Raw genomic sequence first — 15882 nt, forward strand, 5'->3', positions numbered from 1 at the left:
TTTCCATGCAGCCCCCTTACACCGCACCCGCCACCGAAGAAGCCGTCACGCGCGTCATTGCGTTTTTTGAAAACCTATCGCCCGCCGATGTGGCGAGCATCGGCCAGTTCTACGCGCCCCAGGCGCGCTTCAAGGACCCGTTCAACGAGGTGGTGGGCGTGCCCGCCATCCAGGGCATCTTTGCCCACATGTTCGAGGCACTGGAGCAGCCGCGTTTTGTGGTCACGGGCCGCGTGGTGCAGGGGCAGCAGTGCTTTTTGACCTGGGACTTTTTATTCGCGTTCAAAGACTTCCACAAGGGCGTGACGCAGACGGTGCGTGGCGCCTCACACCTGGTGCTGGACGCCCAGGGCCAGGTGACCTTGCACCGCGACTACTGGGACGCAGCCGAGGAGCTGTACGAAAAGCTGCCCGTGGTCGGTGCATTGATGCGCTGGCTCAAAAAGCGCGCCAATAGCTGACGGTTCGGGCCTTCAACCCACGGCGCGGATGCGCGGGTGCCCCGGCAGCGGCACGGCGCGCTGCAGCACGCCTTCGGCCAGCCACAGCGCGCTGTTCCATGCGCGCTGCGCCACATAGGGCAGCGGCAGCTGCTGGTAGTCGTCGTTGAAGACTTCAAAGCTGTAGTCGCCCTGGTAGCCCATGCCGTCCAACGTGCGCACCAGCTCGGCCAGCGCCTGGCTGTGTACGCCCTCGCCGGGAAACACGCGAAAGTGCCGCGCAGTCTCGATGCGCTCCTGCACCGTGCGCGTCTCCTGCCACATGAAGTCCGACAGCTGCACGAGGTAGATCTTGGCCGGGTCCACATCCTCCAGGGCCGAGAGTGGCGTGCTGGTGGCGAACTGGTGGTACGAGTCGATGGCGAGGCCCAGGTTGGGGCAATCGGCCTGCTCCACAGCGGCCCAGGCCTGGTGCACCTCGTTGATGTGGCGGCCCCACGAGAGGCCTTCAAAGGCCACACGGATGCCGTGGGGCAGCGCCAGCAGGGCCAGCTTGCGCAGGTCGCGCGCAATGGCGTCGGCATCGGCCGTGGCGTGCGATGACGTGGAGCTGCAGGCCAGCAGCACGGGCGCGCCCAGGTCGCGCGCCATCAGGATCATCTGCTTGGCAATGTCCACCTTGTAGCTGTGCAGGTGGCCCGACAGGCCCTCGAAATCGCGCAGCACCTGAAAGCCCGTCACGCGCAGGCCACTGCTGCGCACCGCGTGCACGGCGGCCTCGATGCCCTCAGGGTGGCCCACGATGTCGCGCGCGGCCAGCATGATCTGGCCAAAGCCTGCGGCCTTGACCGCAGCGAGCTTGGCCTCCAGCGGCCCGGCCAGGCTGATGGTGTCCATGCCGAAATCGGCGACGTTGCGTTGCATGGTGGATCGGCGCATGGGCGGTCTCCAGGCTCAGCGCGCGTCGAGCACCAGCTCGAAGCTGGGCGATGCGGCATCGGCGCGCGTGAGGGCGCCGCGCGTGCCGGTGTGCACGCCCGTGGGCGACTCCACAAACTCCACTCCCCGCGCACGCAGCGCCTGAACGGTGGCCAGCACGTCGGGCGTGCCAAAGGCCACGCGCTGCAGCAGCTCCTCGGGGTCGGCATCCAGCGCATCGACCTGCGGCTCAATCAGTTGCCAGTGCAATGTGCCGCACGGGCTGGACAGAATACGGCCGTGGGTGAGCACGCCAAACGACTGGTTGGGCGCCAGCTCGGCGAAGCCGAACAGCTCGCTGTAGAAGTGGATCCAGTCCGCCGCGCGCCCCAGGCCGATGTACTGCACCACGCCGAACAGGTGCAGGTCTTGCAGTGCGGGCGGGCGGGGGTTGACGGTGGGGATGGTCACAAAGTCCACATCGTAGATGGAGAACTCTTTCCAGCGGTCCACAAAGTAGATGCGGCTGGCGCCCACGCCGTGGATGGCGGGGATGTTCAGCTCCATCACCTCGACCTCGGTGTGCACGGCCCAGGCGCCCAGCTCCAGCACGCGGCGGTAGGCGGCGGCCGTGTTGTTCACGCGGAAGGCGACTGCGGTGAGCACGGGCGTCTCGCTGAGCGCGGCTGGCGCGTGCAGCCCGGTGCGCTCGGCATCCTGGTGGGCGTTGACGATGATGTTCATGTCGCCCTGGCGGTACAGCAGCACCTCGCGCGAGCGGTGGCGCGCCACGGGCTGAAAGCCCATGCGCTCCAGCGCCTGGCCCAGCGCCTGTGGGCGGCTGGTGGCGTATTCGATGAACTCCACGCCCTGCAGGCCGAGGGGGTTGGGCAGTTCGCCCAGCGCTTCGCGGGCGGCCATCATCGGGGTGCTCATGGGGTTGGCTCCTTGTGGTTTGCTGCGGGCGATGGCATCAGCGGGTACTGACCAGGCGGCGGAAATGCGCGTCCATGCGCGCGGCATCGGGCGCCTCGCCAGTGAACAGCTCAAACGCGCCCACGGCCTGACCCACGGCCATGCCGCCGCCGTCCGACACCCGGCAGCCCAGCGCGCGCGCGGCCTGCACCAGCGCGGTGTCGAGCGGGAAATACACCACCTCGGACACCCACATGGCGGGCCGCAGCAGCGCCACGTCCAGCGGCAGGCCGGGCAGTTTGTCCATGCCCGTGGGCGTGGCGTGGATCAGGCCGGTGGCTTGTGCCATGGCCGTTTGGATGTCAGCCGCTTCGGCCCGGGCGCCGTAGAGTGCGTTCACGTCGGCCGCCAGTTGCGCTGCGCGCTCGGGCTGTGCATCGACGATGCTCAGGTGCTCGGCGCCCAGGCGCAGCACGGCATGGGCAATCGCAGCGCCCGCACCGCCTGCGCCCAGCAGCACCACGCGGCGCAGGTCGGCGCCGGGCAGCGCGCGGGTAAAGCCCCAGGCCCAGCCCGATCCATCGGTGTTGTGCCCCACCAGTTGTCCGTCACGGATAACCACGGTATTCACGGCGCCCATGGCTCGCGCTTCTTCGGACAGGCTGTCGAGGTGCGGGATCACTGCCTGCTTGCAGGGGTAGGTCACGTTGCAGCCGGCGTAACCCATGATGCGCGCCGCTGACAACAACGTGGGCAGATGCTCCACCGAGGAGGCCGAGCGGTCCAGGTCGATGAGCTGGTAGTGCAGGCGCATGCCGTGGTGGCGTGCTTCTTCTTCGTGCAGCGCAGGCGACAGCGACTTCTGGATGCCGGCACCGATCAGCCCGATCAGCACCTTGCGAGGGCTTGTGGATGGCATGGTGGACGTGGGTGTAGTGACCGGGGGTTCAAGCAGCTGGGTGCTCATGGGGCAGGCGGGATACGGGGTGAATGCACGGCCGGGCGTGGCGGGGCCACTGGCGGCCGTGCGGGGTGGTCAGCGTGGGGCTTACTTGCCGCCGCGCAGCTTGGCCAGCGTGGCGTAAACCTCTTTCACCGTCTCGGCACCCACTTTTTCGCTGTGCTTTTCGACCACGGGCTTGACCTTGGCGCGCAGCTTGTCCAGCTCGGCGGGCGAGAACTCGGACACCTGCATGCCGGCCTTCTTGAGGTCTTCCAGCGCCACGTTGGCCTGCACGCGCGACACACCGCGCTGGAAGGTGGTGGCCTCAGCCATGGCGTCGGTCACTGCCTTCTGGTCGGCAGGGTTGAGGCTGTCCCAGAACTTCTTGCTCACGAGCACGGCCTGGGGGTTGTACATGTGGCGCGTGACGGTGAGGTACTTTTGCACCTCGGAGAACTTGGACGACAGGATGGTGGAAAACGGGTTCTCCTGGCCGTCCACGGCCTTTTGCTCCATGGCGGTGTACAGCTCGGGGAACGGCATGGGCACGGCGTTGGCACCCAGCGCGTTGAACATGTCGATGTAGATGGGCGACTGGATCACGCGGATCTTGAGGCCCGCAATGTCCTCGGCCTTGGTGATGGGACGCTTGCTGTTGGTGAGATTGCGAAAGCCCAGCTCCCAATAACCGAGGCCCACCAGGTTCTTGGCCTGCAGCTTGTCGAGCAGCTTCTTGCCGAAGGGGCCATCCGTCACGGCGTCGGCTTCTTGCGGCGTGGCGAACAGGAACGGGAAGTCGTAGATGCCGAATTCCTTGGCCTGGGCAGACAGGATGCCGGCGTTGAGCACGGTCATCTCCACCGTGCCACCTTGCAGCGCCGACACGGTCTGCAGGTCGCCGCCCAGGGTGCCTCCAGGGAAGAGCTTCACGGCAATGCGGCCGTTGGTCTTGGCCGCCACCAGGTCGGCAAACTTTTGCGCGCCCTGGGCCTGGGGGTGGTCCTTCTGGTTCTGGAAGGCGAACTTGATGGTGCGTTCCTGTGCCTGCGCGGCGGGCAGCAGCGATGCGGCGACGAGGGCCGTGGCGAGCAGGGTTTTGAGCAGCTTCATGGGATGGTCTCCTTGGGTTTTGGGCGGGCAAAAACGGTAGGTGCGGGAGGGCGTGTCAGCCCCCCAGCAGGCGCAAGGGCACAGTCACGATGGACGGGAACAGCACCAGCAGGAACATGACGATGAACTGCGCCACCATGAACGGCATGACGCCCCGGGTGACCTGCGACATGGAAATGCGGCCGACCCCGGCCACCACGTTGAGCACGGTGCCCACGGGCGGCGTGATGAGGCCAATGGCGTTGTTGATGATGAACAGCACGCCGAAATACACCGGGTCGATGCCCGCCGCCTTGACCACCGGCATCAGCACGGGCGTGAGGATGAGGATGGTGGGCGTCATGTCCATGGCGGTGCCCACCACCATGACCAGCACCATGATCGCAATCAGCAAGAGCGTCTGGTTGCCCATGAAGGGCTCCAGCATGCCGATGACAGCGGACGGAAGATCGGCCACGGTGATGAGCCAGGCCGACACCATGGCCGCAGCGACCAGGAACATGACCACGGCACTGGTGCGTGCGGAGGTCTGGAAGATATCCACCAGCTGGCGCAGGGTCAGCTCGCGGTACACGACCATCGCGACAAACAACGAGTAGACGGCAGCCACCACAGCGGCCTCGGTGGGGGTAAACACCCCCATGCGCAGCCCCACCAGGATGATGATGGGCAGACCCAGGGCCCACACGGCCTCGCGCAGCGCCAGCAGCAGCTCGGCGCGTGTTGCGCGCTTGGGCGGCGCCACGTTCTCGCGCCGCACCAGCCACCACCACGTCACGGCCAGCGAGAGCCCCAGCAGCACGCCCGGAACAATGCCCGCCAGGAACAGCTTGCTGATGGACACGTTGGCGGCCACGCCGAAGATTACAAAACCGATGGACGGCGGGATGACTGGCGCGATGATCCCGGCAGAGGCAATCAGGCCTGCCGAACGCTCCTTGTTGTGCCCAGCCGCCACCATCATCGGAAGCAGCAGCGACGCCAAGGCCGCCGCATCCGCCACGGCCGAGCCGGACACAGCCGCCAAGATCACGGCCGCCATGATGGCCACATAGCCCAGGCCACCGGGAACATGGCCCACCACGGTGAGCGCCAGCTTCACGATGCGCTTGGACAACCCCCCCACATTCATGATCTCGCCCGCCAACATGAAGAAGGGCACGGCCAGCAGCGGGAAGCTGTCCGCGCCGTTGATGACGTTCTGCGCCAGGATCTGCGCGTCGAACAGGTCCAGATGCCACATCAGCGCCACGCCGCAGATCAGCAGCGCGTAAGCGATGGGGACGCCGATCGCCATGGCAAGCAGCAGGGAGCCCAGGAAGATGGTGACGGTCATGGTGCGCGTTCCAGTGCAAAAGGGGGATCAGCGGCGCGGGCCTGCGGACGGAGGGGGGGCACTGGCGTCTTCCGTGCGGTGTTGCAGGGCTGCGAGTTCCTCGCTTTCCTGCACCATGACCAGTTCGTTGTCGCTCAGCGGCACAAAGAGCGTGCGCAGCAGGTCACGCAGCAAGATGGCAATGGCGGACCCACCCATGAGCACACCGCTGGCGTAGAAGATGCCCACCGATGCCCCGGTGACCGGGGCCTCAGTGTCGGCATTGATCACCATCTGCGCCCAGCTGCCCTTGAGCAGCAGCCAGGAGACATACAGCATGGCGACCTGTGCGAGCACCAGGCAGACTTTTTTGCCCGGCGCAGGCAGGCGGGACACCAGCACGTCGGTGCCCAGGTGTCCGTGCTCCCGCAAGGCCACCACGGCCCCCATGAAGGTCAGCCACACAAACAGCCATCGCGACAGCTCTTCGGACACCGTGATGCCCGAGTTCACGGTGTAGCGCAACACCACGTTGCCAAACACCAGCACCACCATGATGGCCAGACACAGGCCGGAAAGCATGTCGAGTGCGCGGGTGTATCGCCCGAGCCAGCGGTCGGCCAGTGCAAGCATGGTGTCTCCAGTCGTTATCGGTTGCTGTTTTTAAATTTTGTACGAACTGGTTAGTATTTGATCTAGGTGCAAACCCTGCTCGTGGGCGGCGGTCGGGCCGTGCGGGAATGGCCGCAATGCGGGGACGCACGGCGCCAGACGCAGAGCGTCCTCCGCGCCCGGGAGCACCGCACGGTCGAGGCGCGCAATGCGCCGCAGGGATTCGAGTCAGGGCCGCAGAAAGCGCACGATCATTTCAATGATCGATTCACGGCGTTGCGCCGTGGCGGCAGGCGTGTCCAGCGAGCGCTTGAAGATCGCGCCAAAGGTGTGGCGGTTGGCCACGTTGAAAAAGCACAGCGCCGAGATCGACATGTGCAGATCGACCGGGTCCACATCCGGGCGAAAAACCCCCGCCGCCACGCCGCGCTGGTACACATCGCGCACGGCGTGGATGACCGGGATGTTCAGTTCCTGGATCGTGGCGGATTGGGTGATGTACTCGCCCCGGTGCATGTTCTCGTTCATCACTAGGCGGATGAAGTCGGGGTTGGCGAGCTGGTAGTCCACCGTGAAACCGACCAGGGTACGCAGGGCCTGCTCGGGAGCGAGGTCTTCGAGGTGCAGCTCGGACTCGATGCGCCGGATGCGCCGGTAGGCATCCTCCAGCACCGCCACGTACAGACCTTCCTTGCTACCGAAGTAGTAGTAGATCATGCGCTTGCTGGTGCTGGTCAGCGCCGCGATCTCGTCGATGCGGGCCCCGGCCAGGCCCTTGTCGGCAAACTCCGCCGTGGCCACCTGCAGGATGTTGGCCATGGTGCGGTCTGGGTCGTTCACGCGCACCCGGTCGGCGCCCGGCGTGGCAGCGGCCTCACGCGCAGCGCGCTGGCGGGTCGCCCTCGCACCAGAGACTGGGGGTGGGTTTTGAACCATTTCGTTCATACGTCCGGGAGCATACGGCAAGCGGAGGGTCGAACGGCACAAAGACCTACCGCACTCTGCGGCAGGACGGGCTGGCCGGAGCCTTTCAGCGGCCGCAGGACAGGTCAGGCAGGCTTGGTGTCCGCGAAGCTGGGGCGCTGCATCAGCTTGTCGAGCAGCTTGCCCAGGTTGGGGTATTCGTTGCGCCAGGCGATCTCGGGAAAGCGGAACTCCAGCCAGCCCAACGCACAGCCCACCGCAATGTCGGACAGGCTCAGGTGGATACCGCTGCAATAGGGCTTGTCGCCCAGGCCCTGGCTCATGGACTTGAGGCCATCGTTCACCTTGAGCAACTGGCGGTCGATCCAGGCCTGGCTGCGTTCGCTGTCCTTGCGGTGAACCCAGGTGGCTTCCAGGCGGGCCAGGATGCCGGCGTCCATCACGCCGTCGGCCAAGGCCTCCCAAGTCTTGACTTCCGCGCGCTCGCGGCCCTGGGTGGGGATGAGCTTGCCCACGGGCGACAGGGTGTCGAGGTATTCCACGATGACGCGCGAATCAAACACGGCCTCGCCGCCTTCCATCACCAGGCAGGGCACCTTGCCCAAGGGGTTGGATGCGGAGATGTGGGTGTCGTCTGCCCAGACGTTTTCTTGCACGAACTGGTAGTCGAGCTTTTTCTCAGCCATCACGATACGTACCTTGCGCACGTAGGGGCTGGTGGTGGCTCCGATCAATTTCATGGTGTGTCTTCCAGTGCGCGGGGATGCTGAACAATTCGGGTTTGATTCTATCGACAGCGACCCGGCGTGAGGCTGACTGATGCGCCGCCCCCACAAACCCCGCCAACCCACCCCGCCTACAATGGCGCGCCATGAGCCTGTCCACCATCACCGCCCTGTCGCCGCTTGACGGCCGTTACGCCCCCAAACTTGCCGCCCTGCGCCCGATCATGAGCGAACACGGCTACATGCACCGCCGCGTGCAGGTGGAAGTGGCCTGGTTCATTGCGCTGTCGGATGCGGGTTTTGCGGAATTCAAGCCCCTCACCACCGGAGCACGTGCTTACTTGCTGGGCCTGGTCAAAAACTTTTCCGAGGCCGACGCTGCCGCCATCAAGGAGATCGAGAAGACCACCAACCACGACGTGAAGGCCGTGGAATACTGGATTAAGAGCAAGTTCGAAGCCCGTCCTGAGCTGGAAAAGGCCTCCGAATTCGTGCACTTTGCCTGCACCAGCGAAGACATCAACAACACCAGCCACGCACTGCAACTGCGCTCGGGCCGCGACCAGGTCATCCTGCCGGGCCTGGACCGCATCATGCTCAAGCTGCGCGAAATGGCCCACGCCTTTGCCGACGTGCCCATGCTCAGCCGCACGCACGGCCAGACCGCCAGCCCCACCACCGTGGGCAAGGAAATGGCCAACGTCCTAATGCGCCTGCAAACGGCCTGCGAGAAGATCGCCGCCGTCAAGATCATGGGCAAGATGAACGGCGCCGTGGGCAACTACAACGCCCACCTGTCCGCCTGGCCCGACTTTGACTGGGAAGCCTTCAGCAAGAAGGTCATCGAAACACCCGAGCCGCTGGGCCTGGGCCTGACCTTCCAGCCCTACTCGATCCAGATTGAGCCGCACGACTACATGGCCGAGCTGTTCGACGCCGTGGCCCGTGCCAACACCATCCTGATCGACCTCTCGCGCGACATCTGGGGTTATGTGAGCCTGGGCTACTTCAAGCAACGCCTCAAGGCGGGCGAAATTGGCTCGTCCACCATGCCGCACAAGGTCAACCCCATCGACTTCGAGAACGCCGAAGGCAACTTGGGACTGGCCAACGCACTGCTCAAACACCTGTCCGAAAAGCTACCCATCAGCCGCTGGCAGCGCGACCTGACCGACAGCACCGTGCTGCGCAACATGGGCGTGGCCCTGGGCTACGCCACGCTGGCCTACGCATCGCTGCTGACGGGCCTGAACAAGCTCGAAATCAACGAAGAAGCCCTGGCCGAAGACCTGGACGCCTCGTGGGAAGTGCTGGCCGAGCCCATCCAGACCGTGATGCGCCGTTTTGGCGTTCAGGGCGCCTACGAAAAGCTCAAGGAAGTGACGCGCGGCAAGACCGTGACGGCCGAGGCGCTGCACGGGCTGATCCAGTCGCTGGAAATCCCCCAGGCTGAAAAAGACCGCCTGCTGGCCATGACGCCCGGGAGCTATGTGGGCAAGGCAGCCGAGCTGGCACGCCGGGTTTGACCGCGTTGTGCAGCCCGTAGGCTCGAACGCTTCGCAGTCCCTGGAGCAAATGCGGTCCTATCGGGCGCAGCATCGCATCAACAACTTCGACGCTCTGCGAATGATGGCTGCGCTGCTGGTCATTTGGAGCCACCAGTTTGCGCTCATGGGACTAACCACTCCACTATTTTTCGGCAACGAGCCTGGCGCCGTGGGCGTGGTGATGTTCTTCGCGATCAGCGGATATTTGGTCAGCCAGTCGTGGATGAGTGATCCCGATGTACGGCGCTTCGCACTGCGCCGTGCTCTGCGAATCTGGCCTGGCCTGGCGGTGGCAGTACTCCTCGCAGTGCTAGTGCTAGGCCCATTGCTCACAGAGTTGCCGCTGGCCGCCTATTTCCGCCACCCGGAAACACGCCAGCACCTGGGTAATCTAGTTCTCAACACCTACACCAGCTTACCGGGTGTTTTTACAAGCAATCCTCATCCCTCCTCTGTCAACGGGCCGCTGTGGACCATTCCTCTGGAGGTGGGCTGCTATGTGGGACTCGCCGTTCTGGGAGCCGTGGGCGTGCTGCGCTGGCGGTGGGCATCTGTGGGCGGTTTCTTGTTGCTTACAACCTGGCTGCAGTGGCGTTACCGTGGGCCAGAGTTTCCCCAGTGGTCATTTGCGCTGCAATACGCCATCATTTTTTCACTGGGCGCGACGTTTGCGCAATGGCAACGCTTTTGGAGACCCAGCCCCTGGGCCACGGCTTTGATTTTCCTAGCGGCTTGCGGCATGCTGCTGCAGTGGGGGCCGCCGATTCTGAGCGGACAGGCGCCGTTGTGGGCGTTGGGCGGGCTCGCTGTCATCTGGGGCAGCTGCCGTACGCCCGGCTTCGCGAGCGCTGGGCGCTTTGGCGATTTTTCCTACGGGCTCTATATTTACGGTTTCCCCGTGCAACAGCTAGTTATCTGGAGCTTCGCCAATCAGCTCAGCTTCCCTGCCGCTTTCGCGCTGAGTGTTCTAGGGGCGCTCGCACTGGCCGTTGTATCGTGGCACTGGGTCGAAAAACCGGCCCTCCGGTGGAAGCCACGCATGCCCACTGTGTCCTAGCCCCTTCGCGGAACAGCTGCGAACCGAGACCCGTGATGCGGGCTTATTGCTTTGCGCAAACATATCCCCCTCTTATGGCCATCAAATCCACCATCTTCAAAGCGAACCTTCAGATCGCAGACATCGACCACGGCTACTACGCCGACCACTCCCTTACCCTGGCCCGTCACCCCAGCGAGACGGACGAGCGGATGATGGTGCGGCTGGCGGCGCTGGCCATTCAGGCGCACCAGCTCAACGACCTGTGCAATGGCGACGCCACGCTGGCGTTCGGCGCTGGCCTGTCTGACCCCGATGACCCGGACGCGTCGCTGACCGACTTCACCGGGCGCAAACGGGTGTGGATCGAAGTAGGACAGCCGGAAGATAAGCCGCTGACCAAGGCCTGCAGCAAGGCTGATTCGGTGATCGTGTACTGCTTCAACCACGCGGCCGAGATCTGGTGGAAGGGCATAGAAACCAAGCTCTCGCGGCTGGACAAGCTGCAGGTCTGGCGCATCCCGACAGAAGCCTCGCAGGCGCTGGCGCAACTGGCCGAGCGCAGCATGCAGCTACAGGCAACTGTGCAGGAAGGGGCCATCACCCTGAGCAGCACGCAGGGCAGCGTGCATGTGGAGCCTGTGCGCTGGAAGTGACGCATTTCTCGGCAAAATGCTTGGTAGCGCTAGTGCAATATGCCTCATTAGCTATTAAATAGATAGCAAACAATCGAGTCCCGTCAGTCGCGCGGCATGAGGGCTCCGCAGTGCCAGCACTGCTCGAAACCACCTTCCACCAATTCACCGCAGCGGCAGGCCCAGCGACGCTGGGGCAAGTCCTGCAACGCCTGCAGCAGGGTCTGCGCGCGCGTGGCATGTTCATCGTGGTCCAGCCAGATTTCAGGCAGGCACTGGTCGGGCGGCAAGTGCCCGGCGGCAGCGCCCAGGTACTGGCGCTGCACGGAAGCCGTCATGCCTGCCTCGCACAGGAGGTCCACCCATAGGGTGGCAATCGCGATGTTCGGGGCTTGGGTCAGGCGCAGCATGGCAGCACCATAGCGGTTTGCCGCGCCTGCGTACATCCCACCGCTGCTTAACCCAGCGTACCGTTGGCCACCCCCGGTATCGTCACACCTTCTGCCGCTCGCTCGGCGTACCGGTTGAAACGCCAGGCCGAATGCTCCAGCGTGATGCGGCGCCACACCATCCGCTTTTCTGCAGGGGTAAACGAAGGCCAGAACTGCACCTCATCGAACGTGCGACCACAGCCCTTGCACAGGTCGTCGCCCTGGCTGGTGGAGCAAATTGCGATGCAAGGGGTGTCGGGCGTCGTGTCGTACCAGGCCTGCCACGCGGCCATCGCGGCCGGGGTCAGGCTGCTATCGTCGATCTCGGTCGCACGCCCATAGACCATCAGCGCATAGACCTCACCCAGGGCCTGGACCTCGGGCGCGAGGCTTAGCCCATCGGGCGATGCGGGCGCACGGTGGCGCCAGTGGTTGATGGCGGCTTCGATGTCGGTAATGTGGATGGCAGCCATGAAAACGAGCGAGGGACGCGAAAGCGCGATGGCACTGGAAGGGGGCTGGATCATAGCGGCCCGCCGCGATGGATGCTGGCCGTGGTGTTATCCGATGCGCTCCCCAGGCTGAATCTCCTGCTCAGCGCACGCACTTTTGGATGTACGCAGTAACCACAACGCCCCGGCCCTTGCGCTGCCTCGCCAGGAATGTTCCAATCGCTGTCTCGAAGGGGAGTAGCTCCCGCCTTGCCAGCCGGCCCGCCATCGCTCGGGCTGGACCAGCGCAAGGCATCGGATTTGTCGTCAATACGAAGCCTTGCTTCCGGCAATCCGGGTTCACACACAAGCAGCCTGTGTGGAACTGAGCAAGACCTTTGATGGGCCCACCGTGGGCTGATCAAGGACATCCCTTCGCTTGTCATTCCTCCCCGCTCAGGGGCAAGCCTTCCTTGACCAGGTCACCGTGAGCCCCCTATCCCTGCGAGGGGCTCGGCGCTACAGTGGCGCCAGGATCCTCGTTTCGCCACTGACATTGAGGAATTTATGGACTTTCTGGCTTCGCCCGAATTCTGGCTCGCACTAGGCCAGATCATCATCATCGACATCTTGCTGGGTGGCGACAACGCGGTGGTCATTGCGCTGGCCTGCCGCAAACTGCCTCCGGCGCAGCGCACCAAAGGGATCATCTGGGGCACTGCAGGTGCCATCGTGCTGCGCGTGGTCCTGATCGCCTTTGCGATGACCTTGCTGGCGCTGCCTTTCCTCAAGTTCGTGGGCGCACTGCTGCTGGTATGGATCGGCGTGAAGCTGCTGGCACCCGATGAAGAGGGCCATGGCGACGTGCAAGGCAGTGACAAACTGCTGGCCGCCATCAAGACCATCATCGTGGCCGATCTGGTCATGAGCGTGGACAACGTGATCGCCATCGCAGGCGCTGCGCAAAACGCGGGCGACCACTCTTTCCTGCTGGTCGTGCTGGGCCTGCTGATTTCTATCCCGATCATCGTCTGGGGCAGTCAGCTGGTCATCAAGCTCATGGAACGCTTTCCCTTCATCATCACGCTCGGTGGCATGCTGCTGGGCTGGATCGCTGGCGGCATGCTGGTCACCGATCCCGCCCTGGCCAACCCGGACAAGTGGCAATGGATGCTCAAGATGCCCCTGGACGGCGCGAGTGGTGAGGTGACCGATGTGGTCAAGTACGGGGCCAGCGTGGCGGGCGCACTGCTCGTCCTGTTGGCAGGCAAAATCATTCTGGCCCGGCGTGCCAGTGCTGGCTCGGCACCGGCCGGACACTGACCGATTCACACGGATTGCATTGCATCTGAGGCAGCGCAGGGAGGCCATACCGCTCCCCTGTGGCGTGCCACACACCTGGAGGTGGGTATGGACAGAGTCATCGTGTATGTGGACGACGCGGCGTACGCGCAGCAGGTGTTGGAGCCCCTCTGCGGACGACCGGCCAGCGCAGACACCCATTGGGTACTGGTTGCCTGCGCGCCGCGCATGACGCACCGCGTCAGCAAGTGGGTGAGCCACAGCACACGCGAGAACTGGCGCACCAAGTGGGCGGACAAGCTGTTCGCCCAGATTGTGCCCACCTTGCATGCGCCCTCGGGCGCGGTGACCACCGTGATCGCGAAGGGTCCGTTGGCCGAGCTGACTGCGCAGATTCAGGCCGATGGGGGCGGCATGGTGGCCGCGCCCGTACTGGATGCCCGTCGGCCCAAGTCTGAGCCCGTGCAGCCTGCTGGCCGCGCCGACGGACGCTGGTCGTCGCTTTCGGGCACGCTGGGCAGCGTGCTCACCGGCTTTGGCGTGCTGTGGGTGCTTGCGCTCGAATGAGTGCAGGAGCGGCTTGGTCACGCTAGCCGCATTCACTGACCGCCCACCCGCGGGCCAGTGCTATTCTCCGGCCATGCGACTCCTTCTGAAATGGCTGCTCAGCGCTGCATCGCTGCTGTTCGTGGCTTATATCTACAGCGGTGTGGAGGTGAAGAGCTTCACCTCGGCGCTGATCGCGGCCTTCGTGATCGGCCTGTTCAATGTGGTGCTGCGGCCCGTGCTGGTCGTGCTCACCCTGCCCGTCACCATCGTCACGATGGGGCTGTTTCTCTTCGTCATCAACGCGCTCATGTTCTGGGCGGCGGCCAGCGTGCTGGACGGCTTCCATGTCGCAGGCTTCGGGGCCGCGCTGCTGGGCTCGCTGATCTACTCGGTACTGGGGCTCGTGATCGAATCAGCGCTCGGCGGCCTGTTCACGAAGAAGTGATTCCATCGCGCGCAGGCGCGTGTCGATGATCGACGCCTCAATGTGGTCCACCGTTGCTCCGCCGCGCCGGGCCATGTCCTGGCCCGCCTTGAACCGGTCCACGGCAGCAGCATAGTCATAACGTGCTGCATGCGCCTCCGCCTCCGCGCGGACTGCCCTTAAGGCCTGCCCCTGCGCCTGCCAGGTGGACGCCAGCAGTTGCCATACGGTGGCATCCTTGGGGTGGGTAGCCGCCCAGGCCTGCAATGCCTGCGTGGCCTCACCCGGCCGATTGGCTCGCAAAAGCGCCTGCGTGCGCAACACCAGTTCGGGCCGGCGAGTGCTGCTGTCATCCGCAACGGATGCCAAGGCCGTAGCAGCATCACCCGCCGACAGTTCAATCTCCGCCATCAACAAGCGCGCGAGCCGGTGGGCCGCAGGGTCTGGCCGCACCAGATCATCCAGTTGGCGGACCACCGTGCGCGCGCCCACCGTGTCACGCAGCTGGCTGCTGGCCAGCGCCGCTGCATACAGCACCGCGGCACGGCGTGGCAAGGTCAGTGCCTGAAAACCCGAGCCACGCGGTTCGGCGATCCATTGGCGCAAGGTATCCACCCCCGGGTTGGACAATACGCGCGCCCGTGCTGCCACCATGGCATGTTCACTGGAAGGCTGCGGAGCGGGCCCAGGCGCAGTCGCCCCGCCTGGAGGGATGCGCGACTGCATGTCTGCCATGCGCTCCGTCGTCAGTGGGTGGCTGCGCAAGTAGGGCCACGACCCGTTGTCGTTCAACCGGTTGGCCTGCTGCAGCTTTTCAAACATGCTCACAAAGCCTTGGGGCGCAAAGCCCGCAGGGGCCATGAGCCCATAGCCTATGCGGTCCGCTTCGCGCTCCATATCCCGGGAGAAATTGAGCTGGTTCTGCATGGCCAGCGCCTGCCCCCCCACCACCAATGCCTGCGTGGCACCCGGGTTCTTGCTGGCGGCGAGGGCGCCGAGCACCATCGCCCCCAACAGCAAAGGCGTCTGCTTGCTCTGCTGCGTGATCAGGCGCGAGATGTGGCGCTGGGTCACATGGCTCAACTCATGGGCCAACACGGAGGCCAGCTCGTCGCGTGTGGCCACCACACCAATCAGCCCCAGATGCACACCCAGATACCCTCCAGGCAAGGCAAAAGCGTTCACCGTGCGGTCGCGGCCCAGCAGAATCTCCCACGCAAAGCGCTCATCCAACTCGGCACTCAGCTCCCCCCGAGCTTTGGCGGCTGCCAGGAGCGGCTGCCAGATCCCCTGCACATAGTCAGCCACGACCGGGTCATCCACATAGTCCGGGTCGCGGTACAGCTCCCGGATGATGCGATCGCCCAGGCGGCGCTCGGCGCTGGTGGTGAGGTCGCTGGCGTCGCCGAGGGTAGGGAGGGAGGGCTGGGCAGCAGCCGGCAACGCAATAGCAATGCCAGTCGCTATCAATAGTGCAGCTGTGCAAGCAATTCTGCTATGCGTTTGGAAAGTATTTTGCTCGACATGGTGATGCAGAACGGCATCATTGGCCGAAGGCTTTGCGGGGGGGCATTTGCGGATCCACATGCACGTATGATGCCCTGCCCCCCCAAATGTTTCCCACC

The 15882-nt window shown here is 64.6% G+C and carries 18 protein-coding genes; 7 read left to right on the forward strand and 11 right to left on the reverse strand.

Annotation, left to right across the window (positions count from 1 at the left end):
- Positions 1–5: 5 nt before the first annotated feature.
- A complete protein-coding gene (locus tag C8C99_RS14135) occupies positions 6–461 on the forward strand; it encodes a nuclear transport factor 2 family protein (RefSeq protein ID WP_056643948.1) in 456 nt (151 codons plus the stop codon).
- Between the two features lie 12 nt (positions 462–473).
- Here C8C99_RS14135 and C8C99_RS14140 read toward each other — a convergent pair whose 3' ends face one another.
- The 8 genes from C8C99_RS14140 to C8C99_RS14175 all read right to left on the reverse strand — a co-directional run bounded on the left by C8C99_RS14140 (position 474) and on the right by C8C99_RS14175 (position 7917).
- Entirely contained in the window at positions 474–1379 is a 906-nt protein-coding gene (locus tag C8C99_RS14140) for a sugar phosphate isomerase/epimerase (RefSeq protein WP_108626068.1), read from the reverse strand.
- 15 nt (positions 1380–1394) lie between these two features.
- Entirely contained in the window at positions 1395–2294 is a 900-nt protein-coding gene (locus C8C99_RS14145; RefSeq protein WP_108626069.1) for a VOC family protein, read from the reverse strand.
- A gap of 37 nt (positions 2295–2331) precedes the next feature.
- A complete protein-coding gene (locus tag C8C99_RS14150) occupies positions 2332–3192 on the reverse strand; it encodes a shikimate dehydrogenase (RefSeq protein ID WP_199226401.1) in 861 nt (286 codons plus the stop codon).
- Positions 3193–3321: 129 nt separating this feature from the next.
- Entirely contained in the window at positions 3322–4326 is a 1005-nt protein-coding gene (locus C8C99_RS14155; protein ID WP_108626071.1) for a TRAP transporter substrate-binding protein, read from the reverse strand.
- 55 nt (positions 4327–4381) lie between these two features.
- Positions 4382–5662, reverse strand: a complete 1281-nt coding sequence (locus tag C8C99_RS14160) for a TRAP transporter large permease (RefSeq protein WP_056643955.1) — start codon at positions 5660–5662, stop codon at positions 4382–4384.
- 27 nt (positions 5663–5689) lie between these two features.
- A complete protein-coding gene (locus C8C99_RS14165; RefSeq protein ID WP_108626072.1) occupies positions 5690–6274 on the reverse strand; it encodes a TRAP transporter small permease in 585 nt (194 codons plus the stop codon).
- Positions 6275–6481: 207 nt separating this feature from the next.
- The gene (locus C8C99_RS14170) at positions 6482–7198 is read right to left on the reverse strand and encodes a TetR/AcrR family transcriptional regulator (RefSeq protein ID WP_056643957.1); all 717 of its coding nucleotides are present in this window, start codon (positions 7196–7198) and stop codon (positions 6482–6484) included.
- Positions 7199–7302: 104 nt separating this feature from the next.
- The gene (locus tag C8C99_RS14175) at positions 7303–7917 is read right to left on the reverse strand and encodes a glutathione S-transferase N-terminal domain-containing protein (protein ID WP_056643959.1); all 615 of its coding nucleotides are present in this window, start codon (positions 7915–7917) and stop codon (positions 7303–7305) included.
- A gap of 131 nt (positions 7918–8048) precedes the next feature.
- Between C8C99_RS14175 and purB the strand changes: the two genes are divergently transcribed.
- The 3 genes from purB to C8C99_RS14190 all read left to right on the forward strand — a co-directional run bounded on the left by purB (position 8049) and on the right by C8C99_RS14190 (position 11141).
- Positions 8049–9428, forward strand: coding sequence for an adenylosuccinate lyase (purB, locus tag C8C99_RS14180; RefSeq protein WP_108626073.1), 1380 nt, complete (start codon positions 8049–8051; stop codon positions 9426–9428).
- A 49-nt stretch (positions 9429–9477) separates the two neighbouring features.
- Positions 9478–10506: an acyltransferase gene (locus tag C8C99_RS14185; protein WP_056644157.1), complete on the forward strand. Its 1029-nt coding sequence runs from the start codon at positions 9478–9480 to the stop codon at positions 10504–10506.
- A gap of 74 nt (positions 10507–10580) precedes the next feature.
- Positions 10581–11141, forward strand: a complete 561-nt coding sequence (locus C8C99_RS14190; RefSeq protein ID WP_056643963.1) for a YaeQ family protein — start codon at positions 10581–10583, stop codon at positions 11139–11141.
- An 83-nt stretch (positions 11142–11224) separates the two neighbouring features.
- Here C8C99_RS14190 and C8C99_RS14195 read toward each other — a convergent pair whose 3' ends face one another.
- Positions 11225–11530, reverse strand: coding sequence for a hypothetical protein (locus tag C8C99_RS14195; protein WP_056644159.1), 306 nt, complete (start codon positions 11528–11530; stop codon positions 11225–11227).
- A gap of 47 nt (positions 11531–11577) precedes the next feature.
- Positions 11578–12024, reverse strand: a complete 447-nt coding sequence (locus C8C99_RS14200) for a DUF3717 domain-containing protein (protein ID WP_056644161.1) — start codon at positions 12022–12024, stop codon at positions 11578–11580.
- 525 nt (positions 12025–12549) lie between these two features.
- Between C8C99_RS14200 and C8C99_RS14205 the strand changes: the two genes are divergently transcribed.
- The 3 genes from C8C99_RS14205 (at position 12550) to C8C99_RS14215 (ending at position 14278) form a co-directional block, all read left to right on the forward strand.
- Entirely contained in the window at positions 12550–13305 is a 756-nt protein-coding gene (locus C8C99_RS14205; protein ID WP_056643965.1) for a TerC family protein, read from the forward strand.
- Positions 13306–13392: 87 nt separating this feature from the next.
- A complete protein-coding gene (locus C8C99_RS14210; protein ID WP_108626074.1) occupies positions 13393–13851 on the forward strand; it encodes a hypothetical protein in 459 nt (152 codons plus the stop codon).
- A 73-nt stretch (positions 13852–13924) separates the two neighbouring features.
- Entirely contained in the window at positions 13925–14278 is a 354-nt protein-coding gene (locus C8C99_RS14215; protein WP_056643968.1) for a phage holin family protein, read from the forward strand.
- On the opposite strand, the gene C8C99_RS14220 is transcribed toward C8C99_RS14215, so the two are convergent.
- The gene (locus C8C99_RS14220) at positions 14246–15706 is read right to left on the reverse strand and encodes a M48 family metalloprotease (protein ID WP_233247374.1); all 1461 of its coding nucleotides are present in this window, start codon (positions 15704–15706) and stop codon (positions 14246–14248) included. The two genes, C8C99_RS14215 and C8C99_RS14220, sit on opposite strands and share 33 nt — an antisense overlap.
- Positions 15707–15882: the final 176 nt, after the last annotated feature.

The organism is Acidovorax sp. 107 (assembly GCF_003058055.1).
Lineage (GTDB): Bacteria > Pseudomonadota > Gammaproteobacteria > Burkholderiales > Burkholderiaceae_C > Acidovorax.

Bases quoted from the DNA above. Each gene is read 5' to 3' on its own strand.
- C8C99_RS14135 (WP_056643948.1), top strand. From the start codon at position 6: ATGCAGCCCCCTTACACCGCACCCGCCACCGAAGAAGCCGTCACGCGC.
- C8C99_RS14140 (WP_108626068.1), bottom strand. From the start codon at position 1,379: ATGCGCCGATCCACCATGCAACGCAACGTCGCCGATTTCGGCATGGAC.
- C8C99_RS14145 (WP_108626069.1), bottom strand. From the start codon at position 2,294: ATGAGCACCCCGATGATGGCCGCCCGCGAAGCGCTGGGCGAACTGCCC.
- C8C99_RS14150 (WP_199226401.1), bottom strand. From the start codon at position 3,192: ATGCCATCCACAAGCCCTCGCAAGGTGCTGATCGGGCTGATCGGTGCC.
- C8C99_RS14155 (WP_108626071.1), bottom strand. From the start codon at position 4,326: ATGAAGCTGCTCAAAACCCTGCTCGCCACGGCCCTCGTCGCCGCATCG.
- C8C99_RS14160 (WP_056643955.1), bottom strand. From the start codon at position 5,662: ATGACCGTCACCATCTTCCTGGGCTCCCTGCTGCTTGCCATGGCGATC.
- C8C99_RS14165 (WP_108626072.1), bottom strand. From the start codon at position 6,274: ATGCTTGCACTGGCCGACCGCTGGCTCGGGCGATACACCCGCGCACTC.
- C8C99_RS14170 (WP_056643957.1), bottom strand. From the start codon at position 7,198: ATGAACGAAATGGTTCAAAACCCACCCCCAGTCTCTGGTGCGAGGGCG.
- C8C99_RS14175 (WP_056643959.1), bottom strand. From the start codon at position 7,917: ATGAAATTGATCGGAGCCACCACCAGCCCCTACGTGCGCAAGGTACGT.
- purB (WP_108626073.1), top strand. From the start codon at position 8,049: ATGAGCCTGTCCACCATCACCGCCCTGTCGCCGCTTGACGGCCGTTAC.
- C8C99_RS14185 (WP_056644157.1), top strand. From the start codon at position 9,478: ATGCGGTCCTATCGGGCGCAGCATCGCATCAACAACTTCGACGCTCTG.
- C8C99_RS14190 (WP_056643963.1), top strand. From the start codon at position 10,581: ATGGCCATCAAATCCACCATCTTCAAAGCGAACCTTCAGATCGCAGAC.
- C8C99_RS14195 (WP_056644159.1), bottom strand. From the start codon at position 11,530: ATGCTGCGCCTGACCCAAGCCCCGAACATCGCGATTGCCACCCTATGG.
- C8C99_RS14200 (WP_056644161.1), bottom strand. From the start codon at position 12,024: ATGGCTGCCATCCACATTACCGACATCGAAGCCGCCATCAACCACTGG.
- C8C99_RS14205 (WP_056643965.1), top strand. From the start codon at position 12,550: ATGGACTTTCTGGCTTCGCCCGAATTCTGGCTCGCACTAGGCCAGATC.
- C8C99_RS14210 (WP_108626074.1), top strand. From the start codon at position 13,393: ATGGACAGAGTCATCGTGTATGTGGACGACGCGGCGTACGCGCAGCAG.
- C8C99_RS14215 (WP_056643968.1), top strand. From the start codon at position 13,925: ATGCGACTCCTTCTGAAATGGCTGCTCAGCGCTGCATCGCTGCTGTTC.